The organism is Bacteroides congonensis (genome assembly GCF_900130125.1).
Lineage (GTDB): Bacteria > Bacteroidota > Bacteroidia > Bacteroidales > Bacteroidaceae > Bacteroides > Bacteroides congonensis.
In genome coordinates this window covers 357,416-383,703 of sequence record NZ_FQXY01000010.1, presented here as the reverse complement: position 1 = coordinate 383,703, position 26,288 = coordinate 357,416, and the positions used below count along the sequence as shown (strand labels likewise).

Annotated in this window: 23 protein-coding genes; 7 read left to right on the top strand and 16 right to left on the bottom strand. The window is 46.1% G+C overall.

Annotation, left to right across the window (positions count from 1 at the left end):
* Positions 1-59 precede the first annotated feature (59 nt).
* The 15 genes from BQ7997_RS13035 to BQ7997_RS12965 form a co-directional block, all read right to left on the bottom strand.
* Positions 60-509, bottom strand: coding sequence for a GatB/YqeY domain-containing protein (locus tag BQ7997_RS13035; RefSeq protein WP_044655685.1), 450 nt, complete (start codon positions 507-509; stop codon positions 60-62).
* 37 nt (positions 510-546) lie between these two features.
* The gene (ftsZ, locus tag BQ7997_RS13030) at positions 547-1,857 is read right to left on the bottom strand and encodes a cell division protein FtsZ (protein ID WP_022138719.1); all 1,311 of its coding nucleotides are present in this window, start codon (positions 1,855-1,857) and stop codon (positions 547-549) included.
* A 47-nt stretch (positions 1,858-1,904) separates the two neighbouring features.
* Positions 1,905-3,359 (bottom strand): cell division protein FtsA, encoded by a 1,455-nt coding sequence (ftsA, locus tag BQ7997_RS13025; protein WP_073346819.1) that lies wholly within the window; start codon positions 3,357-3,359, stop codon positions 1,905-1,907.
* Between the two features lie 92 nt (positions 3,360-3,451).
* A complete protein-coding gene (locus BQ7997_RS13020; RefSeq protein ID WP_044654530.1) occupies positions 3,452-4,189 on the bottom strand; it encodes a cell division protein FtsQ/DivIB in 738 nt (245 codons plus the stop codon).
* Positions 4,190-4,194: 5 nt separating this feature from the next.
* The gene (murC, locus tag BQ7997_RS13015) at positions 4,195-5,571 is read right to left on the bottom strand and encodes a UDP-N-acetylmuramate--L-alanine ligase (RefSeq protein ID WP_073346818.1); all 1,377 of its coding nucleotides are present in this window, start codon (positions 5,569-5,571) and stop codon (positions 4,195-4,197) included.
* A gap of 73 nt (positions 5,572-5,644) precedes the next feature.
* On the bottom strand, positions 5,645-6,763 hold the full coding sequence (gene murG / locus BQ7997_RS13010) for an undecaprenyldiphospho-muramoylpentapeptide beta-N-acetylglucosaminyltransferase (protein ID WP_073347408.1): 1,119 nt from the start codon (positions 6,761-6,763) through the stop codon (positions 5,645-5,647).
* A 53-nt stretch (positions 6,764-6,816) separates the two neighbouring features.
* The gene (locus tag BQ7997_RS13005; RefSeq protein WP_073346817.1) at positions 6,817-8,142 is read right to left on the bottom strand and encodes an FtsW/RodA/SpoVE family cell cycle protein; all 1,326 of its coding nucleotides are present in this window, start codon (positions 8,140-8,142) and stop codon (positions 6,817-6,819) included.
* Between the two features lie 37 nt (positions 8,143-8,179).
* Positions 8,180-9,514, bottom strand: coding sequence for a UDP-N-acetylmuramoyl-L-alanine--D-glutamate ligase (murD, locus tag BQ7997_RS13000; protein ID WP_022138713.1), 1,335 nt, complete (start codon positions 9,512-9,514; stop codon positions 8,180-8,182).
* 183 nt (positions 9,515-9,697) lie between these two features.
* Positions 9,698-10,966 (bottom strand): phospho-N-acetylmuramoyl-pentapeptide-transferase, encoded by a 1,269-nt coding sequence (gene mraY, locus BQ7997_RS12995; RefSeq protein ID WP_044654527.1) that lies wholly within the window; start codon positions 10,964-10,966, stop codon positions 9,698-9,700.
* A 54-nt stretch (positions 10,967-11,020) separates the two neighbouring features.
* A complete protein-coding gene (locus BQ7997_RS12990) occupies positions 11,021-12,469 on the bottom strand; it encodes a UDP-N-acetylmuramoyl-L-alanyl-D-glutamate--2,6-diaminopimelate ligase (protein WP_073346816.1) in 1,449 nt (482 codons plus the stop codon).
* 30 nt (positions 12,470-12,499) lie between these two features.
* On the bottom strand, positions 12,500-14,629 hold the full coding sequence (locus BQ7997_RS12985; protein WP_044654525.1) for a penicillin-binding protein: 2,130 nt from the start codon (positions 14,627-14,629) through the stop codon (positions 12,500-12,502).
* Positions 14,630-14,701: 72 nt separating this feature from the next.
* Positions 14,702-15,058, bottom strand: a complete 357-nt coding sequence (locus BQ7997_RS12980; protein ID WP_073346815.1) for an FtsL-like putative cell division protein — start codon at positions 15,056-15,058, stop codon at positions 14,702-14,704.
* 6 nt (positions 15,059-15,064) lie between these two features.
* The gene (rsmH, locus tag BQ7997_RS12975) at positions 15,065-15,979 is read right to left on the bottom strand and encodes a 16S rRNA (cytosine(1402)-N(4))-methyltransferase RsmH (RefSeq protein ID WP_044654532.1); all 915 of its coding nucleotides are present in this window, start codon (positions 15,977-15,979) and stop codon (positions 15,065-15,067) included.
* The gene (mraZ, locus tag BQ7997_RS12970; RefSeq protein ID WP_044654523.1) at positions 15,966-16,436 is read right to left on the bottom strand and encodes a division/cell wall cluster transcriptional repressor MraZ; all 471 of its coding nucleotides are present in this window, start codon (positions 16,434-16,436) and stop codon (positions 15,966-15,968) included. Before mraZ ends, rsmH begins: the two co-directional genes overlap by 14 nt.
* Before the next feature lie 332 nt (positions 16,437-16,768).
* Positions 16,769-17,272 carry an RNA polymerase sigma factor gene (locus BQ7997_RS12965; protein WP_073346814.1) on the bottom strand — a complete coding sequence of 168 codons (504 nt, stop codon included), beginning with the start codon at positions 17,270-17,272 and terminating at the stop codon, positions 16,769-16,771.
* Positions 17,273-17,530: 258 nt separating this feature from the next.
* On the opposite strand from BQ7997_RS12965, the gene BQ7997_RS12960 reads away from it, so the two are divergent.
* Entirely contained in the window at positions 17,531-18,349 is an 819-nt protein-coding gene (locus BQ7997_RS12960; RefSeq protein WP_073346813.1) for a lyso-glycine lipid O-acyltransferase GlsA, read from the top strand.
* Between the two features lie 26 nt (positions 18,350-18,375).
* Positions 18,376-19,389, top strand: coding sequence for a glycine N(alpha)-acyltransferase GlsB (locus BQ7997_RS12955; protein WP_022138995.1), 1,014 nt, complete (start codon positions 18,376-18,378; stop codon positions 19,387-19,389).
* On the opposite strand, the gene BQ7997_RS12950 is transcribed toward BQ7997_RS12955, so the two are convergent.
* Positions 19,361-20,707 (bottom strand): deoxyguanosinetriphosphate triphosphohydrolase, encoded by a 1,347-nt coding sequence (locus tag BQ7997_RS12950; RefSeq protein WP_073347407.1) that lies wholly within the window; start codon positions 20,705-20,707, stop codon positions 19,361-19,363. The genes BQ7997_RS12955 and BQ7997_RS12950 overlap by 29 nt on opposite strands.
* 124 nt (positions 20,708-20,831) lie before the next feature.
* On the opposite strand from BQ7997_RS12950, the gene dut reads away from it, so the two are divergent.
* The 5 genes from dut to BQ7997_RS12925 all read left to right on the top strand — a co-directional run bounded on the left by dut (position 20,832) and on the right by BQ7997_RS12925 (position 26,283).
* Complete coding sequence (dut, locus tag BQ7997_RS12945; RefSeq protein ID WP_044653486.1) at positions 20,832-21,263, top strand: dUTP diphosphatase; 432 nt, start codon at positions 20,832-20,834, stop codon at positions 21,261-21,263.
* Between the two features lie 25 nt (positions 21,264-21,288).
* The gene (locus BQ7997_RS12940) at positions 21,289-23,058 is read left to right on the top strand and encodes a tetratricopeptide repeat protein (protein WP_073346812.1); all 1,770 of its coding nucleotides are present in this window, start codon (positions 21,289-21,291) and stop codon (positions 23,056-23,058) included.
* Positions 23,055-23,621, top strand: a complete 567-nt coding sequence (locus BQ7997_RS12935; RefSeq protein ID WP_073346811.1) for a lipoprotein insertase outer membrane protein LolB1 — start codon at positions 23,055-23,057, stop codon at positions 23,619-23,621. The genes BQ7997_RS12940 and BQ7997_RS12935 overlap by 4 nt, the downstream gene beginning before the upstream one ends.
* On the top strand, positions 23,618-24,925 hold the full coding sequence (locus tag BQ7997_RS12930) for a murein hydrolase activator EnvC family protein (protein WP_073346810.1): 1,308 nt from the start codon (positions 23,618-23,620) through the stop codon (positions 24,923-24,925). The genes BQ7997_RS12935 and BQ7997_RS12930 overlap by 4 nt, the downstream gene beginning before the upstream one ends.
* 227 nt (positions 24,926-25,152) lie before the next feature.
* Complete coding sequence (locus BQ7997_RS12925) at positions 25,153-26,283, top strand: aldose epimerase family protein (protein ID WP_073346809.1); 1,131 nt, start codon at positions 25,153-25,155, stop codon at positions 26,281-26,283.
* Positions 26,284-26,288: the final 5 nt, after the last annotated feature.

Below are 26,288 nucleotides of genomic sequence, written 5' to 3'. Positions count from 1 at the left end.
TATATAAAAACGAAAATGTCGCAGATGGCAGATAAAAAACTATGTGTAGAGAATGGGGATTATCCCAAAAGTTCTTTCACTTTTGCGGAAATAGCACGTCCTTCTGCAAGTCCTGCCAATTTTTTAGAAGCAACTCCCATCACTTTACCCATATCCTTACCGCTGGTAGCACCTACCTCGGCGATGATTTCCTTCAATGCAGCTTCCAGTTCTTCGGCAGACATTTGTTTCGGCAAGAATTTTTCCATAACGGCTACCTGACCCAATTCTATGTCAGCCAAATCCTGGCGTCCCTGTCCGATATAGATTTCGGCAGAATCTTTTCCTTGTTTCACTAATTTCTGGATAATCTTGAGGGCTGCGTCATTTGTCAGTGTATCGTTAGCTCCCGGAGCGGTCTTGGCTTCCAGGAAAAACTTCTTTATATTTCTCAAAGTTTCCAAGGCTACTTTGTCTTTTGCCTTCATTGCGGTTTTAATGTCTTCGCTGACTTGGTCGAATAAATCCATATCTTTATATGTTATGATGTTTATATGTTATAAGTTATCAGAAAGTGATGACTCCGTTGTCATCTGTTGCTTCTTCTGTCGCTACTTCCTCTTCAAGAGCCGCTTTCGTGCGAATCTTAGTCAGAGTCGTCTTGTCACGCATATACGTAGGAGAGTCCTCTACCATAGCGATGATGTCGTCGTTGTCCAAATCTTCCGTGTTGAAGAGATAGATGTGGCGGCGTTTGCGGAGACTCTTGCTTCCGATGTTGCTGGCACTTTCGCCATATGCCTTGCGGATACGCTCTTTGTTCTTTTCTTTTTCCTCTTCCAGTTGCAACTGGCGTTCTTCCTCTTCCTGACTGCGTGCAGCGTGCAGCGTGTCCATTCCGGGAACGTCTTCCACACCGAATCCGGTTGCCAATACGGTAATTTTCACCTTTGTATCCAGCGAGTTGTCGATAGCAACACCCCAAATAACTTCTACACCTTCGCGGAATTTGCTCATGAACTCATGTATCTCGTTCATTTCTTCCATCATCAGTTCCGATGACGGGCAGAAAGATACGTTCAGCATTACCTTCTTGGCGTTGAAGATATCATTATTATTGAGCAACGGAGAGTGCAGGGCATCGTCTATGGCCTTGGTGACACGGTTTTCTCCTTCGCCGAATCCGGTACTCATGATGGCTACGCCACCATCTTTCAGGATGGTCTTGACATCGGCAAAGTCCAGGTTGACCGTACCACGCATGGTGATAATTTCGGCAATGCTCTTGGCGGCAATCGAGAGGGTATCATCGGCTTTGCCGAAGGCGTTCATAAAGGTAAGGTCGGCATATATTTCGCGCAGGCGTTCGTTGTTGATAACCAACAGGGCGTCAACATGCTGGGCGATGCGTTCCACGCCGTCCAGTGCCTGGATGATTTTCTTCTCTCCTTCGAAGATAAAGGGGATGGTGACGATACCGACAGTCAGGATATCCATTTCCTTCGCGATGCGGGCAATGACAGGGGCGGCTCCGGTTCCGGTTCCTCCTCCCATTCCGGCGGTGATGAATACCATCTTGGTGCCGTCGTTCAGTTGGCTTTTGATATCTTCTATGCTTTCTTCGGCGGCGTCGCGTGCCCGTTCGGGACGGTTGCCGGCTCCAAGCCCTTGGGTGATGCTACGGCCCAGTTGCAGTTTCACCGGGACGGGTGATTCGGCCAGTGCCTGGTTGTCCGTGTTGCAAAGAACGAACGTTACATCATGGATACCTTCCCGGTACATGTGGTTTACAGCGTTACCACCACCACCACCTACACCAATCACTTTGATGATTTTCGGTGAATCTGTCGGGAAATCGAATTGTACTATCTCGTCCATATCCTAATCTATTTTTATTTATCACTAATCACTAAAACACTAATCACTTACTTCATATCGTCGTCGGAGAAGATTTCTTTCGTCAGCGAGTCAATCTTGCGCTGAATCCAGCTCGGGCCAGCTTCCCGTTTCCGTCTTTCTTTCTCTTCTTTCTCCTTCTGCTTGCGAAGCTTTTCCGCTTCTTTGGCTGCTATCTTCGCTTCCCGTTCTTCCTCCTCTTTTTTGAGTCGGGCGATGCGGGCTTGCTCTTTCAGTTCCTGGTCGTCCTCAAACATATCTGCCGTTTTGTGGACTTCCGCCGGTTCAGGTCTGGAACTCATCGGAGTGGGAGTAGGCTGCGGAGCGGTTTCTGTCAGGCAGCAGTTTTGGTTTCCTTCAAACAGAAGTCCGAACAGGGTGTTTTGCGAACCGTCTTTTTTCAGGATATTGCTTGGGGCATGAACTGTGTTGCGGGGAAGTTTCGCCATCCGTATTTTCTCTACTTTACTACGTTTGCGCAGCATTTCTTCGATATTTTTCAGGTTGGCGGCTCCTCCCGTCAGGATGATTCCTGCCAGCAGTTTGTCATCAAAGCCGGATAGCTGTACCTGGTTCCATACGTTGGCGATGATTTCTTCGGCACGGGCTTCGATGATATTGTTGAGGTCGGCTACCTTGATGGTACGGCTGTCGTCGTCCAGTTTGCAGGTAGCTTCTTCTTGTTCAGGGTCTTCCTCGTAGAGGGCGTCACCATAGGCTTTCTTCAGGCGTTCGGCTTCTTCTTCCTCCATTTGCAGGGTGGTGATGTCGCGCGTGATGCTGTTGCCACCTAGCGGCAGTACGGTCAGGAAGCGGAGAATGTTGTTCTTGTAAACAGAGATGGTGGTCGTGTCTGCGCCGAGGTCGATGAGTGCGCAACCCGAACGGCGTTCGCTTTCCGTCAGTACGGCGTTGGCTGTAACGAGTGGAGCGATCAGTTGGTCGGCAATGTCGATTTTAGCCTGCTGGAAACAGTGTTCCAGGTTCTTCCGTACGGAAGCGCGGGCAACGATATTGAGGAAACGGCCTTCGATATGGCTGCCTACCAGTCCGACCGGATTGGCTTGCAGGTTATTGCCTACCTTATATTCCTGTGGCGCTACGTCCAGTATATCCATATCGACTACCGGAATGGCGATATTCTCGTCACCGATAGCACTTACGAGCTCTTCTGATATGATGGCTTCATCTTCCAGGTCGCGACTTACTACGTTGCGGACTGTGCGGAGTGACTGTCCGCCGATGCCTACATATACTTTGGCAATTGAGTTTTTCAACTCACCTTCCAGTCTGTTGATGATAGAAGTAAGGCTTTGTGCCGTCTTGTCCAGGTTAAAGATTACTCCTTTACGGATGAACGTAGAAGAGTCTTCCTGGGCATATGCCAATACCTGCATACTTCCGTCACTGTTCTTTCTTCCGGCCACACCGGTTATCTTCGATGAACCAAGTTCAATAGCGGCGATAAATTCTGTTGTTGCCATCTCTTTATTTACAATTTAATTATTTACAGTTTACTATTTAGAGAGACTTGTCATTCATAACTCATCACTCATTACTCACAACCTGTTCCCCATCATTCTCTTTTCGTACAGATAATCTGGTTACTGAACTCGAGGTTGATGCGTGAATACTTGTTCCAGCCTACCTGGTTGAGTCCTTTCTTATAGAATTCTTTCAGGCGTGCCAGTTTGTTTTCAAAGTTTTCCAGTTTGCCTAGATAGATAAGGTGGTCGCCTACACGCGGCACTAATTCGATACTGCGGTCGGACAGCACGTGAATTTGTTCTATCTGGGCATCCCAAAACTTATTGTTATGCAAAAATACACCAAACTTATATAAATCCTTCATTGCAAACGACTTTTCTACGTTTCCGGTGACAATTACCCGGTGTGCGACGCATTTTGCCTCCGGCGGCATGACCGTTCCTTTGTTGTCGAGATAGTAATTCTCGCCGTTGGCACTCATCACCCGCAGGATAGGGATACGCTGTGTCACCTCCACGCAGACTTTGCCGCTTGGGGTCTTGTAACATTCTGCTTCATCAATCAACGGATGCTTGCTTAGCTCCCGTTCCAACGACTTGGTGGAGATGCGCTCCATCTTTTTCCCGATAGGGTAGATGCCTTTCTTCTCAAGGATACCTTTCAGTTCGTCCTTGGTGATGAAGCCGGCGTAAGCGGTATCCTTGATGACTAATTCCAGGTCACGGCAGGTCTGGTCGGCAGGCTTGCGGTTGAAGGCGCTGACAGCTACGACGAGGTAGGCTATAAGCACCAGCATGACGATGGACAGAAGGATTCTCTTTACCATAAGCTTTATCGGTTTTCGAGGATTTTACAAATTTCGGGGACATAGTTGTCGATGTCTCCGGCTCCCAATGTTATTAATACTTCAATGTTTTTATCTTTCAGAATGTTCAGTATATCTTCCTTTTTGCACATACTTTTTTCGATGCCGGGGCGTAGATTGTCATAGATTAACTGACTGGTGACGCCGGGAATAGGTGCTTCGCGTGCCGGGTAGATGTCTACAAGGATTACTTCATCGAGCAGTGAGAGGCTGTCGGCAAAGTCCTGATAGAAGTCACGCGTGCGGGTGTAAAGATGCGGCTGGAAGACGGCTGTGATTTTCTTGTCTTTGTAAAGCTCACGCATAGAAAGCACGCTCTGTTTGATTTCAGAGGGGTGGTGTGCGTAGTCGCTTAGGAAGACGATACGGTCGTTCTTGATTTTGAAATCGAACCGGCGGTCTACTCCTCGGAAACTGGCCATTCCTCTTTTAATCTCCTCGGCAGTCACTCCGTTCAGGTACGCCAGTGCCATGGCAGCTACGCCATTCTCTATGTTGATGCTTACCGGAACTCCCAGTTGGATGTCATTAATACGGGTGTCCGGTGTTACAAAGTCAATGAATATTTCTCCGTTACCGATGCGGATGTTCTCTGCGTGGAAGTCTCCTTCGTCACGTGAATAGGTATAGACACGTACGCCGGGCTGTACTTTCGGTTGCAGGGAGATGCCTTTGCGGATAATCAGTGCGCCACCCGGTTGGATAAGGGTGGTGTAGTGCTCGAAACTTTCCAGGTAGGCTTCCGCTGTTCCGTAGATGTCGAGGTGATCCGGGTCTGTCGAGGTAATGACGGACATAAATGGGGACAACCAGTGAAAAGAGCGGTCGAACTCGTCTGCTTCGATTACCGTATAAGGGCTTTCCTGGGAAAGCAGCAGGTTGGTTCCGTAATTCTTCGAGATTCCTCCGAGGAAGGCGGTACATTCCACGTGTGACTGGTGAAACAGGTGGGCTGTCATGGTAGAAGTGGTAGTCTTGCCATGAGTACCTGCCACACATAAGCCTTTACTCGAATGGGTAATCGTTCCCAATACTTGGGCGCGTTTCTGTATTTCGAATCCGTTGTTGCGGAAATAGACTAATTCTTCGTGTTCCTGCGGAACGGCGGGAGTGAATATGACGAGGGTACTTTCCTTGTCTTTACAGGCTTCCGGAATCAGGTCGACGTTTTCTTCGTAATGTATTTGTGCGCCTTCGGCGATTAGTGTTTCAGTCAATGGAGTAGGGGTGCGGTCGTATCCTGCTACTACTTTTCCTTTGAAGAGGAAGTAGCGCACAAGCGCACTCATACCGATGCCGCCGGCACCAACGAAGTAGACTGATTTTATTGTTTCGATATTCATTTCTTTTATCTTTAGTATTTGTATCAATTTCAGGCACGGATTACGTGGAAACTATGCCTGGATATATATTTAATTAGCTCTTTGCTTCTGCCAGCTTTATTACCTCTTGGGCGATGATTCTCGCTGAATCGGGTAAGGCTAACTTGGCGATATTTTCACTTAGTTCTTTTAGTTTCTGCTCGTTGTTGACGGTGGACAGGGCTATATCCATCAAGATGCTTTCCGCTTCGCTGTCTTTGACGTAGATGGCTGCCTGCTTGTTTACCAGTGCTAATGCATTTTTAGTCTGATGGTCTTCCGCCACATTGGGCGAAGGAACTAAGACAACAGGTTTATGCAAAAGGCAGAACTCGGAGATTGACCCTGCTCCCGCACGGGAGATAACGAGGTCGGCGGCGGCATAAGCGGCTGCCATGTCTTTGATGAAATCCGTCACGTACAGGTTCGGAAGTTCTCCTGCCGCTTTCACGGCTTCGGTCACTTGCGGATAATAGTATTTTCCTGTTTGCCAGATGAACTGCACGTCACTGTTCTCTTTGATAGCCGTTAATCCGGCTGTCAGCGTATTGTTAATGGTGCGTGCTCCCAAGCTGCCGCCTACGATGAGGATTGTTTTCTTATCCGGTTGCAGATTGAAAGAACGCAACGCGTCTTCTTTGGACGGCATCTCTTTTGTCAGATTCTGCCGCACCGGATTGCCTGTCATAATGATTTTATCCGCAGGGAAGAACTTTTCCATCCCGTCATAAGCCACGCAAATAGCTTTTGCTTTCTGTGCCAGTAGCTTATTGGTTACTCCGGCATATGAATTTTGCTCTTGTATCAGAGTAGGGACACCCATCATTCCGGCAGTCTTTAAGGTCGGCCCACTGGCGTAACCGCCTACCCCTACCGTTACTTGCGGACGGAAGTTCTTGATAACTTTGCGAGCTTTCCACTGGCTGCGTATCAGCTTGATTACCACCGATACGTTTTTCCATAAATGCTTGCGGTCGAAGCCGGCTATCGGCAGACCGATAATCTGATAGCCTGCATCGGGAACCCGTTGCATCTCCATACGTCCTTCTGCGCCTACAAAGAGTATTTTTGCGTCGGGACGCAGTTCCATTATAGCGTTCGCAATGGAGACAGCAGGAAAGATATGTCCTCCTGTGCCCCCACCGCTAATAATAATTCTAAGTTCTTTTTCCATCATAATCCTTTCTTTCTATCCGTTGTTCATCCTTACCGATGCACCTCCGTCCGTTAACTGTTCTTGTTAATATCGTTCTCGTCTTCGAACTTGGCATCGCTGTTCAGAATCGGTGCGGTCGGTTCGGCGGCAGTTTGTGCTTCGGAATTGACTGCTGCATCTGTTGCTATCTGCAACTGAACCTGTGCGTCATGCTCTTTCAGTTCTTGCAGGTGAGCGGTATATCGGCTTACACTTAATATCATGCCGATATAAGCGCAGTTGATTAATGTACTTGTTCCTCCCTTGCTGACTAATGGCAGCGGTTGTCCTGTGACGGGGAATAATCCGACCGCCACCATCATATTCAATATCGCCTGTGATACTAATAGTAACGCAATGCCCATGACCAGGAAAGCGGGGAAAGTGCGTTCGCACTTCTGGGCGATTTTTCCCGCTCGATATAGCAGGCATAAATAGAGGAATACGACGAATATACCTCCTATCAGTCCCATTTCTTCAATTACAATGGCGAAGATAAAATCGGAGAATGCCTGGCTCAGGAAGTCGCGTTGTACGGAGTTACCCGGGCCTTTGCCGACTACATTGCTGGTGGCAACGGCAATACGGGCATGAGCAATCTGTGCGTCCTTATCAATATCGAATTTGGCGGCAGGCACTTCTTCTTTCTCGAAGAAACCGGAAACGCGGTTCTGCCAGGTCTCGAAGCGGTGAAGACCGGGAGTGCTGTGTAATGTCTTTGCGGGGATAGCCATTAATATGCCTACGGCTACTCCACCCAGGAGTGCCATTATTCCCAACATTCCGAACAGCTTTTTGGAAGATACCCGTCCGATGAACATCATCATGCATACCACACCGAATAGCAACATGGCTGTCGAAAGGTTCTCCGGTGCGATGAGCAGAAAGACGAGTCCGGTGAGAATCATGATATATTTAAAGGCGTTCGGGTTGGCTCCATATTCGTCCTGCCGCTTGGACAGGATGAAGGAGACGGCAATGATAACAGCCATCTTTGCCAGTTCCGAAGGCTGGAACTGCAATCCCATGAAAGTCATCCAACGGGCGGCTCCGTTGACACGGTCGCCTGTGATGATACCCATCAATGTGACGAACGCCAGCAGCACCAGGGAAATCGGGTATAGGAAGACTGGAAATACCTGGAACCATTTGTAGGGTACATTGTGCAGAAATACCACTACTACGGCACCTACCATGAGGATGATAGAGTGTTGCGTAATCGGCCCCCAATGGTCGCCGCTTTTGTAAGTCAGCGTCGATGCTGCCGAGAACACCTCGACAATCGAGATGAGGCAGAGACAGAGGAAGATAATCCAGATTACCTTGTCGCCTTTGAATATGTTCTTTAATAAATCCACTTCGTTACTCTCTAATTACTAATCCGTTAAACGTTATCTAAAGTTCTCTCACGCATTGCTTGAACTGGTCGCCACGATCCTCGTAACTCTTGAAGAGGTCGAAGGAAGCGCAGCAAGGGCTTAATAATACGGTTTCACCTTTCTTCGCCAGTTTGTAGGCTGCTTCTACGGCATCCTTCATCCCGGTTTGCACGTCTGCTACGGGCAGGCCGAGGCGGTCGAAGAACTCGTGGAGTTTCTCGTTGTGCAGTCCCATATATACGAGAGCCGAACATTTCTCACGTACCAGGTCTTCGATTTCCGTATAATCGTTTCCTTTATCTTTTCCGCCAAGAATCAAAACCGTTTTGGTAGTCATGCTTTGCAGGGCATACCAGCAGGAGTTGACGTTCGTGGCTTTCGAGTCGTTGATGAAATCAATTCCGCGGACACGCGCCACTTTTTCCAGGCGGTGCTCCACTCCTTTGAAGTCGGAGAGGGCTTTGCGGATGTTCTCTTTGGTGATACCGGCCAGGTTGGCTGAAATACCGGCTGCCAGAGAGTTGTATAAGTTATGTTGTCCTGTCAAGGCCAGTTCTTCCTGTTCCATGTTGAAGGCAATCGGTTCGTTGATTTTCACTTCGTGGTCTTCAACGTAGGCGATAGCTCCGTCCTCTTTCACTGCGGCGAAAGGATACAGGTGTGCTTTCAGACCATGCTTTGCGAGTTCGTTTTTGATAATCGGGTCATCATTCCAGAAGATAAAGGCATCGTCCGGTGTCTGATTCTGAGTGATGCGGAATTTGGCGTCGATATAATTCTGCATACAGTGGTCGTAACGGTCGAGGTGGTCGGGAGTGATGTTCATCAATACGGCGATGTTCGCACGGAAGTTATACATATTATCCAACTGGAATGAACTCAGTTCAATAATATAATAGTCATGATGTTCTTCGGCTACCTGCAAAGCGAGGCTCTTACCGATATTGCCTGCCAAACCTACATTCAGGTCTGCACTCTTGAAGATATGGTAAATCAGGGATGTCGTAGTCGTCTTCCCGTTGGAACCGGTGATACAAATCATTTTGGCATCCGTATAGCGTCCGGCAAACTCAATCTCTGATATAACCGGAGTACCTTGAGCTTTCAGTTTAAGGATGAGTGGGGCGTCATTCGGGATACCGGGGCTTTTGATAACCTCGTCGGCATTCAGAATGAGTTCTTCGGTATGGTGTCCTTCTTCCCAGGCAATATTATGGCTGTCGAGAAGTTCCTTATACTTGTCCTTGATGGCGGACATATCCGAAACAAATGTCTCAAATCCTTTGACTTTGGCGAGTACGGCTGCACCTGCGCCGCTTTCGCCAGCTCCTAAAATTACTATTCTTTTCATCTACAATAATGTGCTCTTCTTTTCAATATGCTGAATTGCTTATTAGTTGTGCACATCCTTTAAAAGTTAATAATCGGGTTAATACTCTCTATATTTTAATTAGGCACGGATTACGCGGATTTCACGGTTTTAAGAGATTGCGCAGCTAAAACCGCGTTAATCCGTGTAATCCGTGCCTTAATCCTATCTTATCTTTAATGTTATAATTGTTATAGCTGCCAACACAATAGTTACAATCCAGAAGCGGATGGTAATTTTTGATTCGTGGAATAACTGGTCGGGCTTCGTGAACTTCACAGTGCAGCCCGGTTCTATCAGGCTCATGGAAGTACGGAAATGGTCGTGAATCGGTGTTCGTTTGAATAGCCGTTGTTTCACTCCTTTCCGTTTTCCTGCCTTATAGTAAGCCCGTTGCAGGATAACCGACAGGTTTTCTACGAGAAATACACCGCAAAGAATCGGTATCAGCAACTCTTTGTGGATGATAATGGCAAATACGGCGATGATACCGCCGATTGTCAGGCTACCGGTGTCGCCCATGAATACTTGCGCCGGGTAAGCGTTGTACCAAAGGAAACCAATCATGGCACCGATAAAGGCACAGATATAGATTACCAGCTCTTCCGAGCCCGGGATATACATGATGTTTAGATAACTTGCAAATTCGATGTGCGACGACACATAGGCCAATATACCTAGTGTGGCACCGATAATGGCAGAGTTTCCCGCGGCCATTCCGTCCATACCGTCATTCAGGTTAGCGCCGTTTGATACGGCGGCAACTACGATGATTGTGATAATGACAAACAATACCCAACCGGCTGCCTGTGCGTGTTCGCCCATGAAAGAAACCAGGTCGGCATAGTCGAGGTTGTTGCTCTTGAAGAAAGGAATGGTGGTTTGAGTCGATTTCAAGTCATTCGTTCCATGTATCACTTCCATCTCCTGTCCCGGAGTATGCACTTCGATGTTCTCGCGGATTACCACGTCCGGGCTTAAATACAAAGTAAGTCCGACGATTAAGCCTAAACCGACCTGTCCGATAATCTTGAATTTGCCGTGCAATCCTTCCTTATCTTTCTTGAAGATTTTGATATAATCGTCAGCGAATCCGAGTGAGCCCAGCCATACGGTGGTTATCAGCATCAATATCATATATATGTTGCCCAACTTACCCAGTAAAAGGCAGGGGATGAGAATGGCTACAATAATAATGACACCGCCCATGCTTGGCACACCTACCTTGTTGACTCCGAACGGGTCGATTTTGGCATCACGCTGTGTTTCCGTGATTTGCTTTTTCTTTAGCAGGTTGATAAATTTATCTCCCCAGATACTTGAAATAAGTAGCGCGAGGATAACAGCCATCAAAGCACGGAATGAGGTGTAACCAAACATTCCCGCTCCTGGAAAATTGAGCTTATGCAGCCATTCGAACAGATAATATAGCATGATGAAATTTACTATTTTACAATTTACTATTTACAATTTACTATGCAGGCGACGTTATTGGAATACCTCTTTGAGTACTTCCTTGTCGTCGAAGTGATGTTTCACTCCTTTTATCTCCTGGTAATTCTCGTGTCCTTTTCCGGCAACGAGTATTACGTCTCCTTTTTCTGCCAGCATGCAAGCCGTGCGGATTGCTTCCTTACGGTCGGCAATGCTTAGTGTTTTCTTCATATCCTCGGCGTCGAGTCCTGCCAGCATATCATTGATAATATCCTGCGGCTCTTCAAAACGGGGATTATCCGAAGTGATGATGACACGGTCACTGGCTTTGGCAGCTTCTTTCGCCATGATGGGACGTTTGCCCTTATCACGGTTGCCGCCTGCACCTACCACAGTGATAACCTTTCCTTTTCCTTCGAGTACTCCGTGTATGGCATTCAGCACATTGATAAGCGCGTCCGGTGTATGTGCATAATCCACAATCGCCGTAACACCCTTCGGTGAGCGGACAGCATCGAAACGCCCTGCTACCGGATGAAGTGTGCTAAGGGCGACAAGCACCTCTTCTTCCTTCTTACCCAGCAGAACCGCCGCTCCGAACACAGCCAATAGATTGGAAGCGTTGAACTTGCCAATAAACTGAACAGCCAGTTCGTGATTGTTGAAATCAAGCAACATTCCTTCGAAATGAGATTCCAGTACCCGTCCTTTGAAGTCGCTGAGGCTTCTCAAGGAATACGTATAAACCTTAGAACGAGTATTCTGCGTCATTACCAATCCATTCTTATCATCGAGATTAGTAAGGCTGAATGCATTCTTCGGCATGTCGTCAAAGAACTTTTTCTTAGCTTTCAGATAGTTCTCCACTGTTTTATGATAGTCAAGATGGTCGCGTGTAAGATTGGTGAAGATGCCGCCTGCAAACTTCAATCCGCTGATACGTTTCTGTGCAATGGAATGAGAACTGACTTCCATAAACGCATATTTGCATCCTTCGTCCGCCATTCGTCCCAACAAGCGGTTCAGCGTGATAGGGTCGGGCGTAGTATGTTCTGTCGGAACAGGTTCATTGTCGATATAATTGCAAACGGTAGAGATAAGCCCCACCTTATATCCGAAATAACGGAAAGTATCATATAATAAGGTAGCGATGGTCGTCTTGCCATTCGTTCCGGTGACACCGACCAGTTCCAGTTTGGAAGTCGGGTCGCCATAGAATGTAGTGGCAATCTTGCCTGTCGCATCTTCGCTGTCCTTTACTTGTATATAAGTGATTCCCGCCACAGGCTCTTCCGGCATATCCTCGCAGAGGATAGCGATAGCTCCTTTATTAATGGCGGCAGGTATATAGGCATGACCGTCGGTTTGTGTGCCGCGCATAGCCATGAACAGTTGCCCGGCTTCTACCAAACGGGAATCAATGTTGATTCCGGTGATTTCTATGTCTGAATTTCCGGCTATCTGTTCCGGTTGAATTGCTTTCAGTAACTTGCTTAGTAACATAGTCTCTTTTTTAATACTTCATTTTTACTTTTAATGCATCGAAAGGGTAATCGTCTGCCCTTTTTTTACTTTCGTTCCGTTGGCTATCGACTGGCTTTTCACCTTGCCTACTCCAACCAGGTGTACTTTTAATCCCTTACTTTCCAGTAGGTACACAGCATCTTTCGCCCCCATGCCTATGACACTCGGCACGAAATTCTGCATATTGCTCCGGCTTTCAAGAACCACCGCCTGAGGTGCCGAATGGGTATTTCCCCACACTTCCTTTCCTGCGTCGGCTATCTTGCCCTGTACCTGAATATTCAACTCTTCCAATACCCGTTGCGCTTCCCTCATTTCTCCGGCCTTGACGTTCGGAATAACTACGGAATTCGTATCAACCGCATTCGCGAGCGGCAAACGCAGGTCTTTGGCATACACCCTTTCGGCAATCTTGCTGAATACGCTACCTGCCATCAAACCACCCGACGCCGGCAAACCCGGTTTCTGAATGGAAACAATCATACTATATTTAGGCGCTTCCGATGGGAAATACCCGCAGAAACTTACAAGATAGTTCGTCCTTCCCGTTTTATATCCGGCTGCTCCCTGTGAAATCTGTGCCGTTCCCGTCTTGCCTGAAACATGGAACTGCTTGCTTCCCGCAGGTTTGGCCAACCCTTCGCCTACTACTTTCCGCAGTATCTCACGGATTTGTGCCAATGTCTTGTCCGAACAAATCTTCGGATTGATAACCTCTGTCGGATATTCCTTCACTATTTCCCCGTCTTTCACCGCAGCCTTTACGAACTTCGGACGTACTGTAACGCCATTGTTTGCTATTCCATTATAGAACGTGAGAATATTTATCGGCGGAACTTGCGTTTCATAACCGATACTCATCCACGGAAGAGCCGTCTTGGAGAAATAACTTCTTTCTTTCGGGCCACGGATATTCGGCTTGCCTTCTCCCGCAATTTGCAGGTGAAGCGGCTGGTCGATACTCATTCGTCTCAATCCGTCAATGAACTTCTGCGGATTGCTGCCATAGAAATGGTCAATAATATAAGATGTACCGACATTGGAAGAAACTCCCAGAATCTCGGTAACCGTTAATTTTCCGTATCCCCCGCGATGCCAGTTGTGGTCTTTCATCACACGGCCGTGCATCGGCATTTGTCCGTTGCCGGTATCCACTACATAATCGGGAGTGATTTTCCCGTCTTCAAGGGCTACCATGATAGACGCTGTCTTGAAAGTTGACCCCGGCTCGAGCATGTCACTGATGGCATTATTACGCATCTCGTAATATCCGCCGTCTTTGCCCTGCATCATATTGACGATGGCTTTCACCTCTCCGGTAGCCACCTCCATCAGTACGACCACCCCTACACTGGCATTCAGCTCTTTCAGTTTGTCTACCAATGCTTTCTCGCAAATATCCTGCATACCTACGTCGATAGTCGAAATGAGGTCGCAGCCGTCAACCGGCGGCACATCTACGATATTCAGATATTTGTTCATCACCTTCTGGCGGTGCGTCAATCCGTCCCGTCCCTTCAGAATCGTGTCAAAAGCAAGCTCGATACCGTTCTTGGCTCCTTTCGCGGTGTCGGCATATACATCGCCCAGCGTACGGGCTGCCAATGAGCCGAAAGGCTTTTTACGCTGGTTGTAGGGTAATCCTATAAATCCACCTTTATATTTGTTCAGGCAAAAAACAGGTAATCTCTTCACCTCTTTATATTGTATGTAAGAGATACGTTTCGGATAAATCGAATAATTACGGCTCTTTGCCTGGCGTCCTTTTTTCAGATGCGCCTTGAATTGAGCCACGCTCTTGTCCGGAAATATTTTATTCAGTCCGATGCAGATTGAATCCATGTTGGCGGTAAGGATGGAATCCCGTCGTGCCTGATCCTTCTTTCTGCGTTTTTCGTCCTTTTCACCGGACATAAAGTCCATATATATCCTATATTCGGGTAGAGAACTGGCCATTAGTTTGCCGTCGGAAGAGATAATGTTTCCGCGGTTGGGTTTCACTGTCACGTTTTCTTTTACGAAACGGTCGGCTACGTCCTGCCAGTATTGACGTTCGGCAAACATGGTGATGCCTGCCTTTACGACAATTGCCACGCCTATCAACGCCATCAAAAGGAGGACGAAGAAGTAACGGGTCATTATATTCTTTTTATTAACTGCCACAGTGCTTGTCTTTTAAAAACTCTCCACTCTCAATTTTCAACTCTCCACTTATTTAATAAGGTAAGGGGGATTTGTGGATGTCTGCAAATCACTTTCCTTACTCGAGATATAATCTTCAATGCGTGACTGACGGCTCCTTTCCATCAGTTCCGAACTGCGTGTCAGCGCATCATATTTAATATCTATCAGTTCTTGCTTCAACTTGTCTATCTCAATCTGCTGCTGCTGACTGGCATAGCGGTTGTGGATATAGAAGATGATGAATACCATAATCAGTACCAGCAACTTCGTCTGACGACGGAAAAAGTCGGTAGCCAGAATGTCTCCACCCAGAATACTTTTCAGTGAGGTACGTTTCTTCTTCTTACTTTCTTCTGCTTTCTTGTTTACTACTTCTTCTTCCATTTTTTCTTATTTCTTTTCTGCAATACGTAATTTAGCGCTTCTCGACCGTGGATTCCTTTCTATTTCTGCCTGGTCGGGTACAATCACCTTGTTATTGACGAGGCGGAAAGGCGTCTGCAGGTTTCCGAAGAAATCCGTTTCGGCTTTACCTTCCACGTTACCTGTTTTCATGATATTCTTCACCATGCGGTCTTCCAGTGAGTGGTAGGTGATAACCACCAGTCTGCCACCTGGCTTCAACGCTTCGGTGGCCGCCAATAGCATCTCTTTCAGTGCTTCCATCTCTTGGTTCACTTCAATTCTTAGTGCTTGGAATACCTTCGCAAGCTCTTTCTTTTCCCGTTCGCGACCGAAAAGCGGTTTGATGATTTCCAGGAACTCTCCGATAGTACGGATCGTCTGTCCGCTTCTGGCTTTGACGATGACAGAAGCCAGCTTGCGGCTGTTTTTTAGTTCTCCATACAGATAGAGGACGTTTGCGAGACGCTCTTCTTCGTAAGTGTTCACGATGTCTGCCGCCGTAAGTCCCGCACGTTTGTTCATACGCATATCCAAATCCCCGTCGAAACGGAAAGAGAAACCGCGCTCGCTGTCATCGAAGTGATGGGAAGATACGCCGAGGTCGGCAAGGATTGCATCCACCTGTTCGATGTCGTGATAGCGCAGGAAATTGTACAGGTAGCGGAAATTGCTGCGTACAAAGATAAAATGGGGGTCATTGACAATGTTCCGTTCGGCATCCTCGTCCTGGTCGAATCCCAGGAGTCGTCCGCCCTCGCCGAGCCGTGAAAGAATCTCGCGCGAATGTCCCGCCCCTCCGAAAGTAACGTCTACATACGTTCCATCCGGTCGGATATTCATCCCGTCAACGCTTTCCTTTAGCAGTACAGGTACATGATATGTCAGTTCATCTTTCTCCATCTTGTCTATTTTCATCGTTCATAATTTCTTCTAATGCCGCTCCGAACTCTTCGGGTGACATAAACGGCTGTTCTGCCCGCTCCTTCGACCAAATCTCTATTTTGTTGTCGATGCCGATAAAGCGTATATCCCCGTGAATGCTGCAAATCTGCAAATATCGTTTCGGGATTAATATGCGACCGTTATTGTCAGGTGTCACCACCTCTACGTCGCTCACAAACTGCCTGAAAATGAGTTGATGCTTGCTATTCCATTTGTTGAGCCTGCTTCGAAGCTCGTTCAACTCCTCGTTCCACACGCTCTCGGGGTACAGGGTCAGACAGTCCTGAAACACGTCTTTACGCATAATGAGCCTCTCCTCAGAAGCAGCTTGTAATTGCTTCCTGAAGATGGCGGGGATGAACACCCTTCCTTTGGTGTCCGCCTTGGCTTCAATATTACCTAAAAACCGTATCATTACCTTATTATAATAAGAGAGCGTAAAAGTATGAAATTCCCCACAATTCCCCACAATTTTCCATGGAAAACTTTTAGAGAAGTTTTCAACCGATTGTTAAATGGTTATTTGCTTGAAAATGAATAGGCTTTTCAAAGCCCTTATTCGTGGGGAATCAGGGAGGATGACAGTCAAAATAACTTTTATTTGTCTATAACCGTTTTTTTGCTGTGTCGGATACGCAAAAAAAGGCAGAAGGTCTTGAACTCTTCTGCCTTTTAATCATTGACACAACTAAAAAATTACATTTAAATATTTAATCTGGAATCAAAAATTATATAGTTAAGGTCGGCTTAGCGGAAGTCTTTCAATTCTTCCTGCAATTTCTGGCGTGTGAAGAAGATGCGGCTTTTCACTGTACCCAGCGGGAGATTCAGCTTTTCCGCAATCTCACGATATTTGAATCCTGAAACGTGCATGGCAAACGGAACCCTGTATTCTTTAGGGAGTTTGTTTACCACCCGGTGCATCTCTTTCAGGTCGTACGCTCTTTCTGTACTTTCCGAACTGGCGTCTTGCGGCAGATTCAGATGATATAAGTTGTCGGTTTGGTCAATAAAAGTCTGGTCGCGAACCACTTTACGGTAGTTGTTGATGAATATATTGCGCATGATGGTGTACATCCATCCTTTAAAATTTGTATCGGGCATGTATTTGTCTTCATTATCCAATGCTTTCAATGATGTTTCCTGCAACAAATCATTTGCTTCTTCGCGGTCGGTTGTCAGTTTATAGGCGAAACGGAGCAGTTCGTCCTGTACTCCTACTAAATCTTTTCTGAAGCTTAAACTTTTCATATGCGTTGCTTTTAAATTGTGAATATTCGTTCGTTAATTTCGATGGTGCAAGTTTACGGGATTTTTGAAAACCTGACGGGGGAGAATCCGGCTAAAAAACACCCGAAAACTATCCGCGGATAGTTTTTAGGTGGTATTTGATAGTTTTTAGGTGGTATTTTTTCATCTTCTGAACTTAAATCCTGCATTTTCTACTGATTTATTGCAATTAATAAAAAAGAACCGTTAATTTTGTGGCATCATTTTTATTTGAAAAGAATGACTGATGACTCTTTATTTTTAATCGATGTCGATAAGATACTTCGGAAGAAAGCTCCGAAGCAATATAAGTACATCCCTAAGTTTGTGGTTTCTTATCTGAAGAAAATTGTTCATCAGGATGAGATTAATGTGTTTTTGGATGAGTCGAAAGATAAGGTAGGTGTGGATTTCCTGGAGGCATGCATGGATTTTCTGGATGCAAAAGTAGATGTGAAAGGTCTTGAGAATCTTCCCAAAGACGGTTTGTATACCTTTGTTTCCAATCATCCGTTGGGTGGTCAGGATGGTGTAGCGCTCGGTTATGTGCTGGGACGTCATTATGACGGAAAGGTGAAATACCTGGTGAATGACTTGCTGATGAACCTGCGCGGATTGGCTCCGCTTTGTATCCCTATCAATAAAACCGGCAAACAGGCGAAAGATTTCCCTAGAATGGTGGAAGCCGGATTCAAGTCTGACGACCAGCTTATCATGTTTCCTGCCGGATTATGTTCGCGCCGTCAGAACGGGATAATCCGTGATTTGGAATGGAAAAAGACATTTATTGTGAAAAGCATACAAGCAGAACGTGATGTGATACCTGTGCATTTTGGGGGTAGAAATTCAGATTTCTTCTACAATCTGGCAAATGTCTGCAAGGCACTAGGTATTAAGTTTAACATCGCTATGTTGTATCTTGCGGATGAAATGTTCAAGAACCGCCACAAAACTTTTACTGTCACCTTTGGCAAGCCGATACCCTGGCAGACTTTCGATAAATCGAAAACTCCGGCGCAATGGGCCGAATACGTGAAGGATATTGTATATAAACTGTAACTGATAGAACAACTATAACAAGAAATATGGAAGAGATTATCAAACCGATAAGCAAGGAACTGCTGAAAGCTGAGTTGACGGAAGACAGGCGCTTACGAATGACGAATAAGAGTAATAATCAGATTTATATTATTACTCACCAGAATGCTCCCAATGTGATGAAAGAGATTGGTCGTTTGCGTGAAATAGCTTTCCGTGCTGCCGGTGGTGGAACGGGCATGTCGATGGATATAGACGAATACGACATAATGGAACATCCATATAAACAACTGATTGTATGGAATCCGGAAGCGGAAGAAATCCTGGGCGGTTATCGGTACTTGCTTGGAACGGATGTTCGTTTTGATGAAAAAGGAGCTCCGATTCTGGCTACTTCTCATATGTTTAATTTCTCAGAAACTTTTATTAAAGAATATTTGCCCCAAACGATTGAATTGGGACGTTCGTTCGTTACGCTTGAGTATCAGTCTACCCGTGCCGGAAGCAAAGGCCTGTTTGCCCTGGATAATTTGTGGGACGGATTGGGCGCATTGACGGTCGTAATGCCGAACGTGAAATATTTCTTTGGAAAAGTGACCATGTATCCCAGCTACCATCGCCGCGGCCGTGATATGATTCTTTATTTCCTCAAAAAACATTTCTATGATAAGGATAAGCTTGTCACCCCGCTGGAACCGTTGATACTGGAGACTTCAGAAGAGGAGCTTCGTGCTTTATTCTGCAAAGATACCTTTAAGGAAGATTATAAAATCCTGAATTGTGAGATTCGTAAATTGGGTTATAACATTCCGCCGTTGGTGAATGCGTATATGAGCCTGAGCCCTACCATGCGGATGTTCGGAACGGCTATCAATTATGAATTCGGTGATGTGGAAGAAACCGGAATCCTGATTGCTGTGGATGAAATCCTCGAAGACAAACGAATCCGGCACATCCAGACGTTTATAGAAAGCCATCCGGATGCGCTGAAAATGCCTTGTGAGGATGATGAAGCGTTTACTCCTAAAGTGGTTACACCGCAGGCAGACTGTTGCCGTTAATCTTACGATATAAATCAAGGGCAAAGACATCGGTCATTCCCGAAATATAATCAAGTACCGCCTGTATTCTTTCATAGAGTGCAGGCGCTTGTATATTATACTGGCTGGATACACGGTCAATCAGAAGCTTGGAGTAAGCCTTTTCGGGTGAGGTTACGGCATCCACCATTAATTCGAGCAGCGTGCTGATGACACGGAAGCCGGCCAGCTCGATGTCCAGTACGTCCCGTGAACGGTAAATCTTCTTCAAAGATACCTGGGCACAGTGTCGGTATGCTTCTGCCGGACGTTCGGCGATGTGTTTGATAAGTGCCCCTTCGAAAGTGCCTGATAATATTTCCTGCTCATGTTCCAGGAATACGCGGGTACATTCACGAATCAGTAATCCGATTACGGAAGAGCGCAGATAGGCGATTTGCTCGTTTGTATCATTGACAATCAGAAAAGTTTTCCGGATATGTTCCTGTCGCTTTTCATCGAAATATGCCATTAATAGCTCTTTTGTCTCTTCAGTAGTGAGTAGCTTTAGCTTGTGCGCATCTTCGATGTCCATCATCTGATAACAAATATCATCTGCGGCCTCGACTAAATAGACTAAGGGGTGACGGGCATATTTTAAGGGATGTTCGTTCAGTAAGATCAATCCCAACTCTGTCGCTATTTTCCGGAAGCTTTCTTCTTCACTGACGAAGAAGCCGAATTTGGACTTTGTTCCGGCAAGGCTCGATGAAAAGGGGTATTTTACGATAGAAGCCAATGTGGTATATGTCAGGACAAATCCACCGTTCCGACGTCCCTCGAACCGATGAGTCAAAAGCCGGAATGCATTTGCATTTCCTTCGAAATGTGTCAAATCTTCCCATTCCATCGCAGAAATTTGCTCTCCATTGGACTGTTTTTCTTTCAGGCGCAGCCCTTTTCCTTCGGAGAAGAAGGTGGATATAGCCCGTTCGCCGGAATGTCCGAAGGGCGGGTTCCCCAAATCGTGCGCCAGGCAAGCGGCGGATACGATTGAACCAATCTCCGGCAGGAAAGAGTCCTCAAGTTCAGGTTGACGTTCCAGGATAGCTTTGGCGACATCGTCGCCTAAAGAACGACCTACACTAGCCACTTCGAGACTATGTGTGAGCCGGTTGTGTACAAAGACGCTACCCGGTAGGGGAAATACCTGTGTTTTGTTCTGTAACCTGCGAAAAGGCGCGGAAAAGATAAGGCGGTCATAATCCCGTTGAAATTCCGAGCGATTTTCCTGGCGTTCTTCGTGGAACTCTTCCATTCCGAAACGTTTAGCCGATATTAATTGATTCCAATTCATCATTTTATTTGTAATTTCAGTGTTTAGCGTCCGCAAATTGGTTGCCGGTACATTATTTAACTGCAAACTTAACTATTTTTCAGTTCAAAATGTGTATTTTCGCCCGTTAAATAGTAAACATGCATTTATGAATATTCAAGTTATCAATAAATCGAAGCATCCGCTTCCGGCTTACGCCACTGAATTGTCTGCAGGAATGGATATCCGCGCTAATCTTTCCGAACCTATCACATTGGAACCGCTACAACGTTGCCTGGTGCCGACAGGATTATATATTGCTCTCCCGAAGGGATTTGAAGCACAAATCCGTCCCCGTAGCGGCCTGGCTATCAAGAAGGGTATTTCCGTACTTAATTCACCGGGAACAATCGACGCGGATTATCGGGGAGAAATCTGTATTATCTTAGTCAATCTTTCATCTGAAACTTTTGTGATTGAAGATGGTGAACGTATCGCCCAAATGGTGATAGCAAAGCATGAGCAGCCGACATGGCAGGAAGTGGAAGTGCTGGATGAGACGGAACGGGGAGCAGGTGGCTTCGGTCATACCGGAGTATGATGAATGCTTAAATCAAGAAAATAAAATGAAGATAAAAATAGGATGGCTGCTGGTCGCAGTTTGGGTACTGGCCTCATGCGGAACGACACGTACAGGACGTACGGCGAAGTCCGCGACAGGTGAGGGAGTTTCTTTCCTTCCACAAGTACAGGTGACTGCCGAACAACAGCGGAAGTATGACTACTTCTTTCTGGAAGCCATGCGGATGAAGGAAAAGAAAGAATATGATGCAGCTTTTGGCTTGTTGCAGCATTGTCTGGATATTAATCCAAATGCTTCCTCTGCGCTTTACGAGGTTTCCCAGTATTATATGTTTCTCCGCCAGGTACCGCAAGGTCAGGCTGCTTTGGAGAAAGCGGTAGCTTACGCTCCCGACAATTTCTGGTATAGCCAGGGATTGGTTAGCTTGTATCAGCAACAGAATGAGCTGGATAAGGCAGTGACTTTGCTCGAAAGTATGGTTACCCGTTTCCCGGCAAAACAAGACCCTTTGTTCAGTCTGCTTGATATTTACAGCCGTCAGGAGAAGTATGATGAGGTGATTTCCACATTGAACCGTCTGGAGAAACGGTTGGGCAAGAATGAACAGTTGTCTATGGAGAAATTCCGTATTTATCTTCAGATGAAAGATGACAAGAAAGCGTTTCAGGAAATTGAGAGCCTGGTGCAGGAATATCCGATGGATATGCGTTATCAGGTAATTCTGGGTGATGTGTATCTTCAAAATGGAAAGAAAGAGGAAGCCTATGCAGCGTATCAGAAAGTGCTGGCGGCAGAGCCGGACAATCCGATGGCTCTTTTCTCGATGGCTTCTTATTATGAACAGACCGGGCAAAAAGAACTGTATCAGCAACAACTGGATACACTGCTGCTGAACAAGAAGGTGACTCCTGATACGAAAATCAATGTCATGCGTCAGATAATTGTGGAAAATGAACAGTCATCGGCTAAAGACAGTACCCAAGTGATTGCTTTGTTTGACCGGATGATGAAGCAGGAACAGGATGACCCGCAAGTCCCGATGCTTTATGCGCAGTATCTGCTGTCGAAGAATATGGAGCAGGAGTCTGTCCCTGTCCTAGAACAGGTGGTTGATTTAGACCCGACTAACAAGGCTGCCCGCTTGATGCTAGTCAGTGCCGCTGTGAAAAAAGAAGATTATAAACAGATTATAAAAGTTTGTGAGCCGGGTATCGAGGCTACTCCTGATGCTTTGGAATTGTATTATTATCTGGCAATTGCCTATCATCAGGCTGAACAGACGGACAGTGTATTAAGTGTTTGTAACAGGGCGCTGGAACATGTCACACCTGATACACGAAAAGAAGTTATTTCGGATTTTTACTCGATAATGGGTGATATTTATCATACGAAGAAACAGATGTCGGAAGCCTATGCCGCCTATGATTCGGCTTTGGTGTACAATCCTTCCAATATCGGCGCATTGAATAATTATGCTTATTACCTGTCGGTAGAACGACGTGATTTGGATAAGGCGGAAGAAATGAGCTACAAAACTGTAAAGGCCGAACCCAATAATTCGACTTATCTCGATACTTATGCCTGGATTCTTTTTGAAAAAGGAAATTATGCCGAGGCACGTATCTACATTGATAATGCGATGAAGAGTGACGGGGAGAAAAGTGATGTGATTGTGGAGCATTGCGGAGATATTTACTTTATGACCGGCGATGTCGAAGGGGCGCTGAAATACTGGAAACAGGCGTTGGAAATGGGTAGTGAGTCGAAAACATTGAAACAGAAAATAGAAAAGAAGAAATATATTGCAGAATGAAAAGGTTCGTTTATCTATTGTTGGTTGTAGTCGTATTGGCAGGTTGTAAGAGTTCCAAGCGTTTGGCGACTTCGGAAACAAAGGCTCCCGTATCCAGTTATCTGACTTCCAGACTTCAACTGACTATTCCCAATAAAAAAGGAGGAAGCATGTCCGTAGGAGGAACAATGAAGATGAAAACCCATGAACGGGTACAAGTCTCCTTGTTGATGCCTATTCTGCGTACGGAAGTAGCCCGTATCGAAATCACTCCCGATGAAGTATTGTTGGTAGACCGGATGAACAGGAGATTTGTCCGTGCGACTAAAGAAGAATTGAAAGGTATGTTACCGAAGAACGCGGAGTTCTCCCGTTTGGAAAAGATATTGATGGATGCGTCCCTGCCCGGCGGGAAAACAGAACTGACGGGAAAAGATGTAGGAATCCCTTCACTGGAAAAGGCGAAAGTGCAACTTTATGAGTTTTCCACGAAAGAATTCTCCATGACTCCTACGGAACTTACTGCTAAATACCGGCAAGTTCCTTTGGAAGAATTAGTAAAAATGCTGACGGCCTTGTTATGATGAAACGCTTCTTTGTTATTCTTGTCAGTTGCCTGTGGTTGGCAGTTCCGCTTTCCGCTCAGTCGAATAAGTTGATTCGCGAGTTGGAAAGTAAGCGCGGCGCGCTGCAAAAGCAGATTGCCGAGTCGGAATCTATATTGAAGGATACAAAGAAGGATGTAGGCAGCCAACTGAATAGTCTGGCTGCATTGACCGGACAGATTGAGGAACGGAAACGTTATATTCTGGCTATAAACAATGATGTGGACGCCATTGAACGTGAGTTAAACTCCTTGGAACGCCAGTTGCGGGCACTGGAGAAGGATTTGAAAGAAAAGAAGAAGAAATATGAAGCTTCTGTCCAATACCTGTATAAGAATAAATCAATAGAGGAAAAATTAATGTTCATCTTCTCAGCCAAGAATCTGGGACAGACGTACCGACGTATGCGCTATGTACGTGAATATGCCACTTACCAACGTTTGCAAGGAGAAGAAATCCTGAAGAAGCAAGAACAGATACGCAAGAAAAAAGCCGAACGCCAACAGGTGAAAGCAGCCAAGGAGAATCTGCTGAAAGAACGTGAAGGCGAAAAGGTGAAACTGGAAGCTCAGGAAAAAGAAAAACGAACCTTGGTAGCCAATCTGCAAAAGAAACAGAAAGGCCTTCAAAATGAGATTAATAAGAAACGAAGAGAGGCAAACCAATTGAATGCCCGTATTGACAAGCTAATCGCTGAAGAAATAGAACGTGCCCGCAAGCGTGCACAAGAGGAAGCCCGCCGCGAAGCGGCTGCACGCAGGAAGGCGGAGGGTAAGGAGAGCCGGTCTTCCGGAGCGGGGACAGCAGCAAAAACAAACTCAAAACCTCTGGAAGCCTACACCATGAGCAAGGCAGACCGGGAACTGTCCGGCAACTTTGCCGCCAACCGGGGAAAACTTCCCATGCCTATATCCGGTGCTTATATCATCACCAGTCATTACGGACAATATGCGGTGGAGGGACTTCGCAACGTGAAACTGGATAATAAAGGAATTGATATACAGGGAAAACCGGGTGCGCAGGCACGTGCCATCTTCGATGGTAAAGTAGCAGCCGTATTCCAGTTGAACGGATTATTCAATGTACTTATCCGTCACGGCAACTACATTTCCGTTTATTGTAACCTTTCATCGGCCTCTGTGAAAACCGGTGATACTGTGAAAACGAAGCAATCCATAGGACAAGTCTTCTCTGACGGAACGGATAATGGACGGACAGTATTGCATTTCCAGTTGCGACGGGAAAAAGAGAAACTGAATCCGGAGCCTTGGCTCAACCGATAAAATAGATGACTGTTTCTAACCTTATAAGTGGCGTTCTCATAGCGTTCCTGTCTTATAATATATATCGCGTAAAAAACGCGAAATGTTTAGATTCGTAGTGGTTTTGGTTAGTTTCTGTTATTTATTGGTTAATAATTAATCTTTTCTTTATAGAAGATTTCCCACCTTTGTGGCATAGACTTTATCCAGATAATTGAGAATAAACTAACTGAATAAAACGAAAGAACATGAGAAAATTATGTGTATGGGGAGTTGCCGCCCTTTTGATGGCGGCTTGTACGCCAAAAGCTGAAAAGGCTACAGAATCCGGGTTGTTGCAGAGTAAATTCCAGACGGAAGTGGACGGAAAGAAAACCGATTTGTTTACTTTGCGTAATAAGGACAATATGGAAGTTTGCATTACAAACTTCGGTGGGCGTATCGTTTCCGTAATGGTTCCCGATAAGGACGGACAGATGCGTGACGTAGTGCTGGGTTTTGATTCTATTCAGGATTACATCAGTAAGCCTTCCGATTTTGGAGCTAGTATCGGTCGTTATGCAAACCGTATCAATCAAGGTAAATTTACGTTGGACGGCGTTGAATATCAATTGCCTCGCAATAACTATGGGCATTGCCTGCACGGTGGCCCGCAAGGTTTCCAGTATCGCGTGTTTGATGCAGTGCAGCCGAATCCCCAGGAAGTGGAACTTACTTATGTCGCAAAAGACGGTGAAGAAGGTTTCCCTGGAAATATCACTTGCAAAGTCTTGATGAAGCTGACAGATGACAATGCCATTGATATCCGTTATGAGGCGGAAACGGACAAGCCTACTATCGTGAATATGACAAACCACTCTTATTTCAATCTTGACGGAGATGCCGGCAGCAATGCAGACCATCTGCTGACTGTTGATGCTGATTATTACACACCAGTGGACAGCACATTCATGACAACGGGCGAAATAGCTTCTGTAGAAGGTACTCCAATGGATTTCCGTACACCGACTCCGGTGGGCGCACGCATCAATGATTACGCTTTTGTCCAATTGAAAAATGGTAATGGCTATGACCACAACTGGATCTTGAATACCAAAGGCGATATCAACCGGAAAGCTGCTTCATTGAAATCACCGAAAACGGGCATTGTGTTGGATGTATATACCAACGAACCGGGAGTTCAAGTATATGCCGGAAACTTCCTTGACGGTTCTTTGACTGGAAAGAAAGGGATTACCTACAACCAGCGTGCTTCCGTATGTCTCGAAACACAGAAATATCCGGATACCCCGAACAAACCCGAATGGCCTTCGGCTGTGCTTCGTCCGGGTGAAAAGTACATGAGCCAATGTATCTTCAAGTTCTCAGTAGATAAGTAATGCAA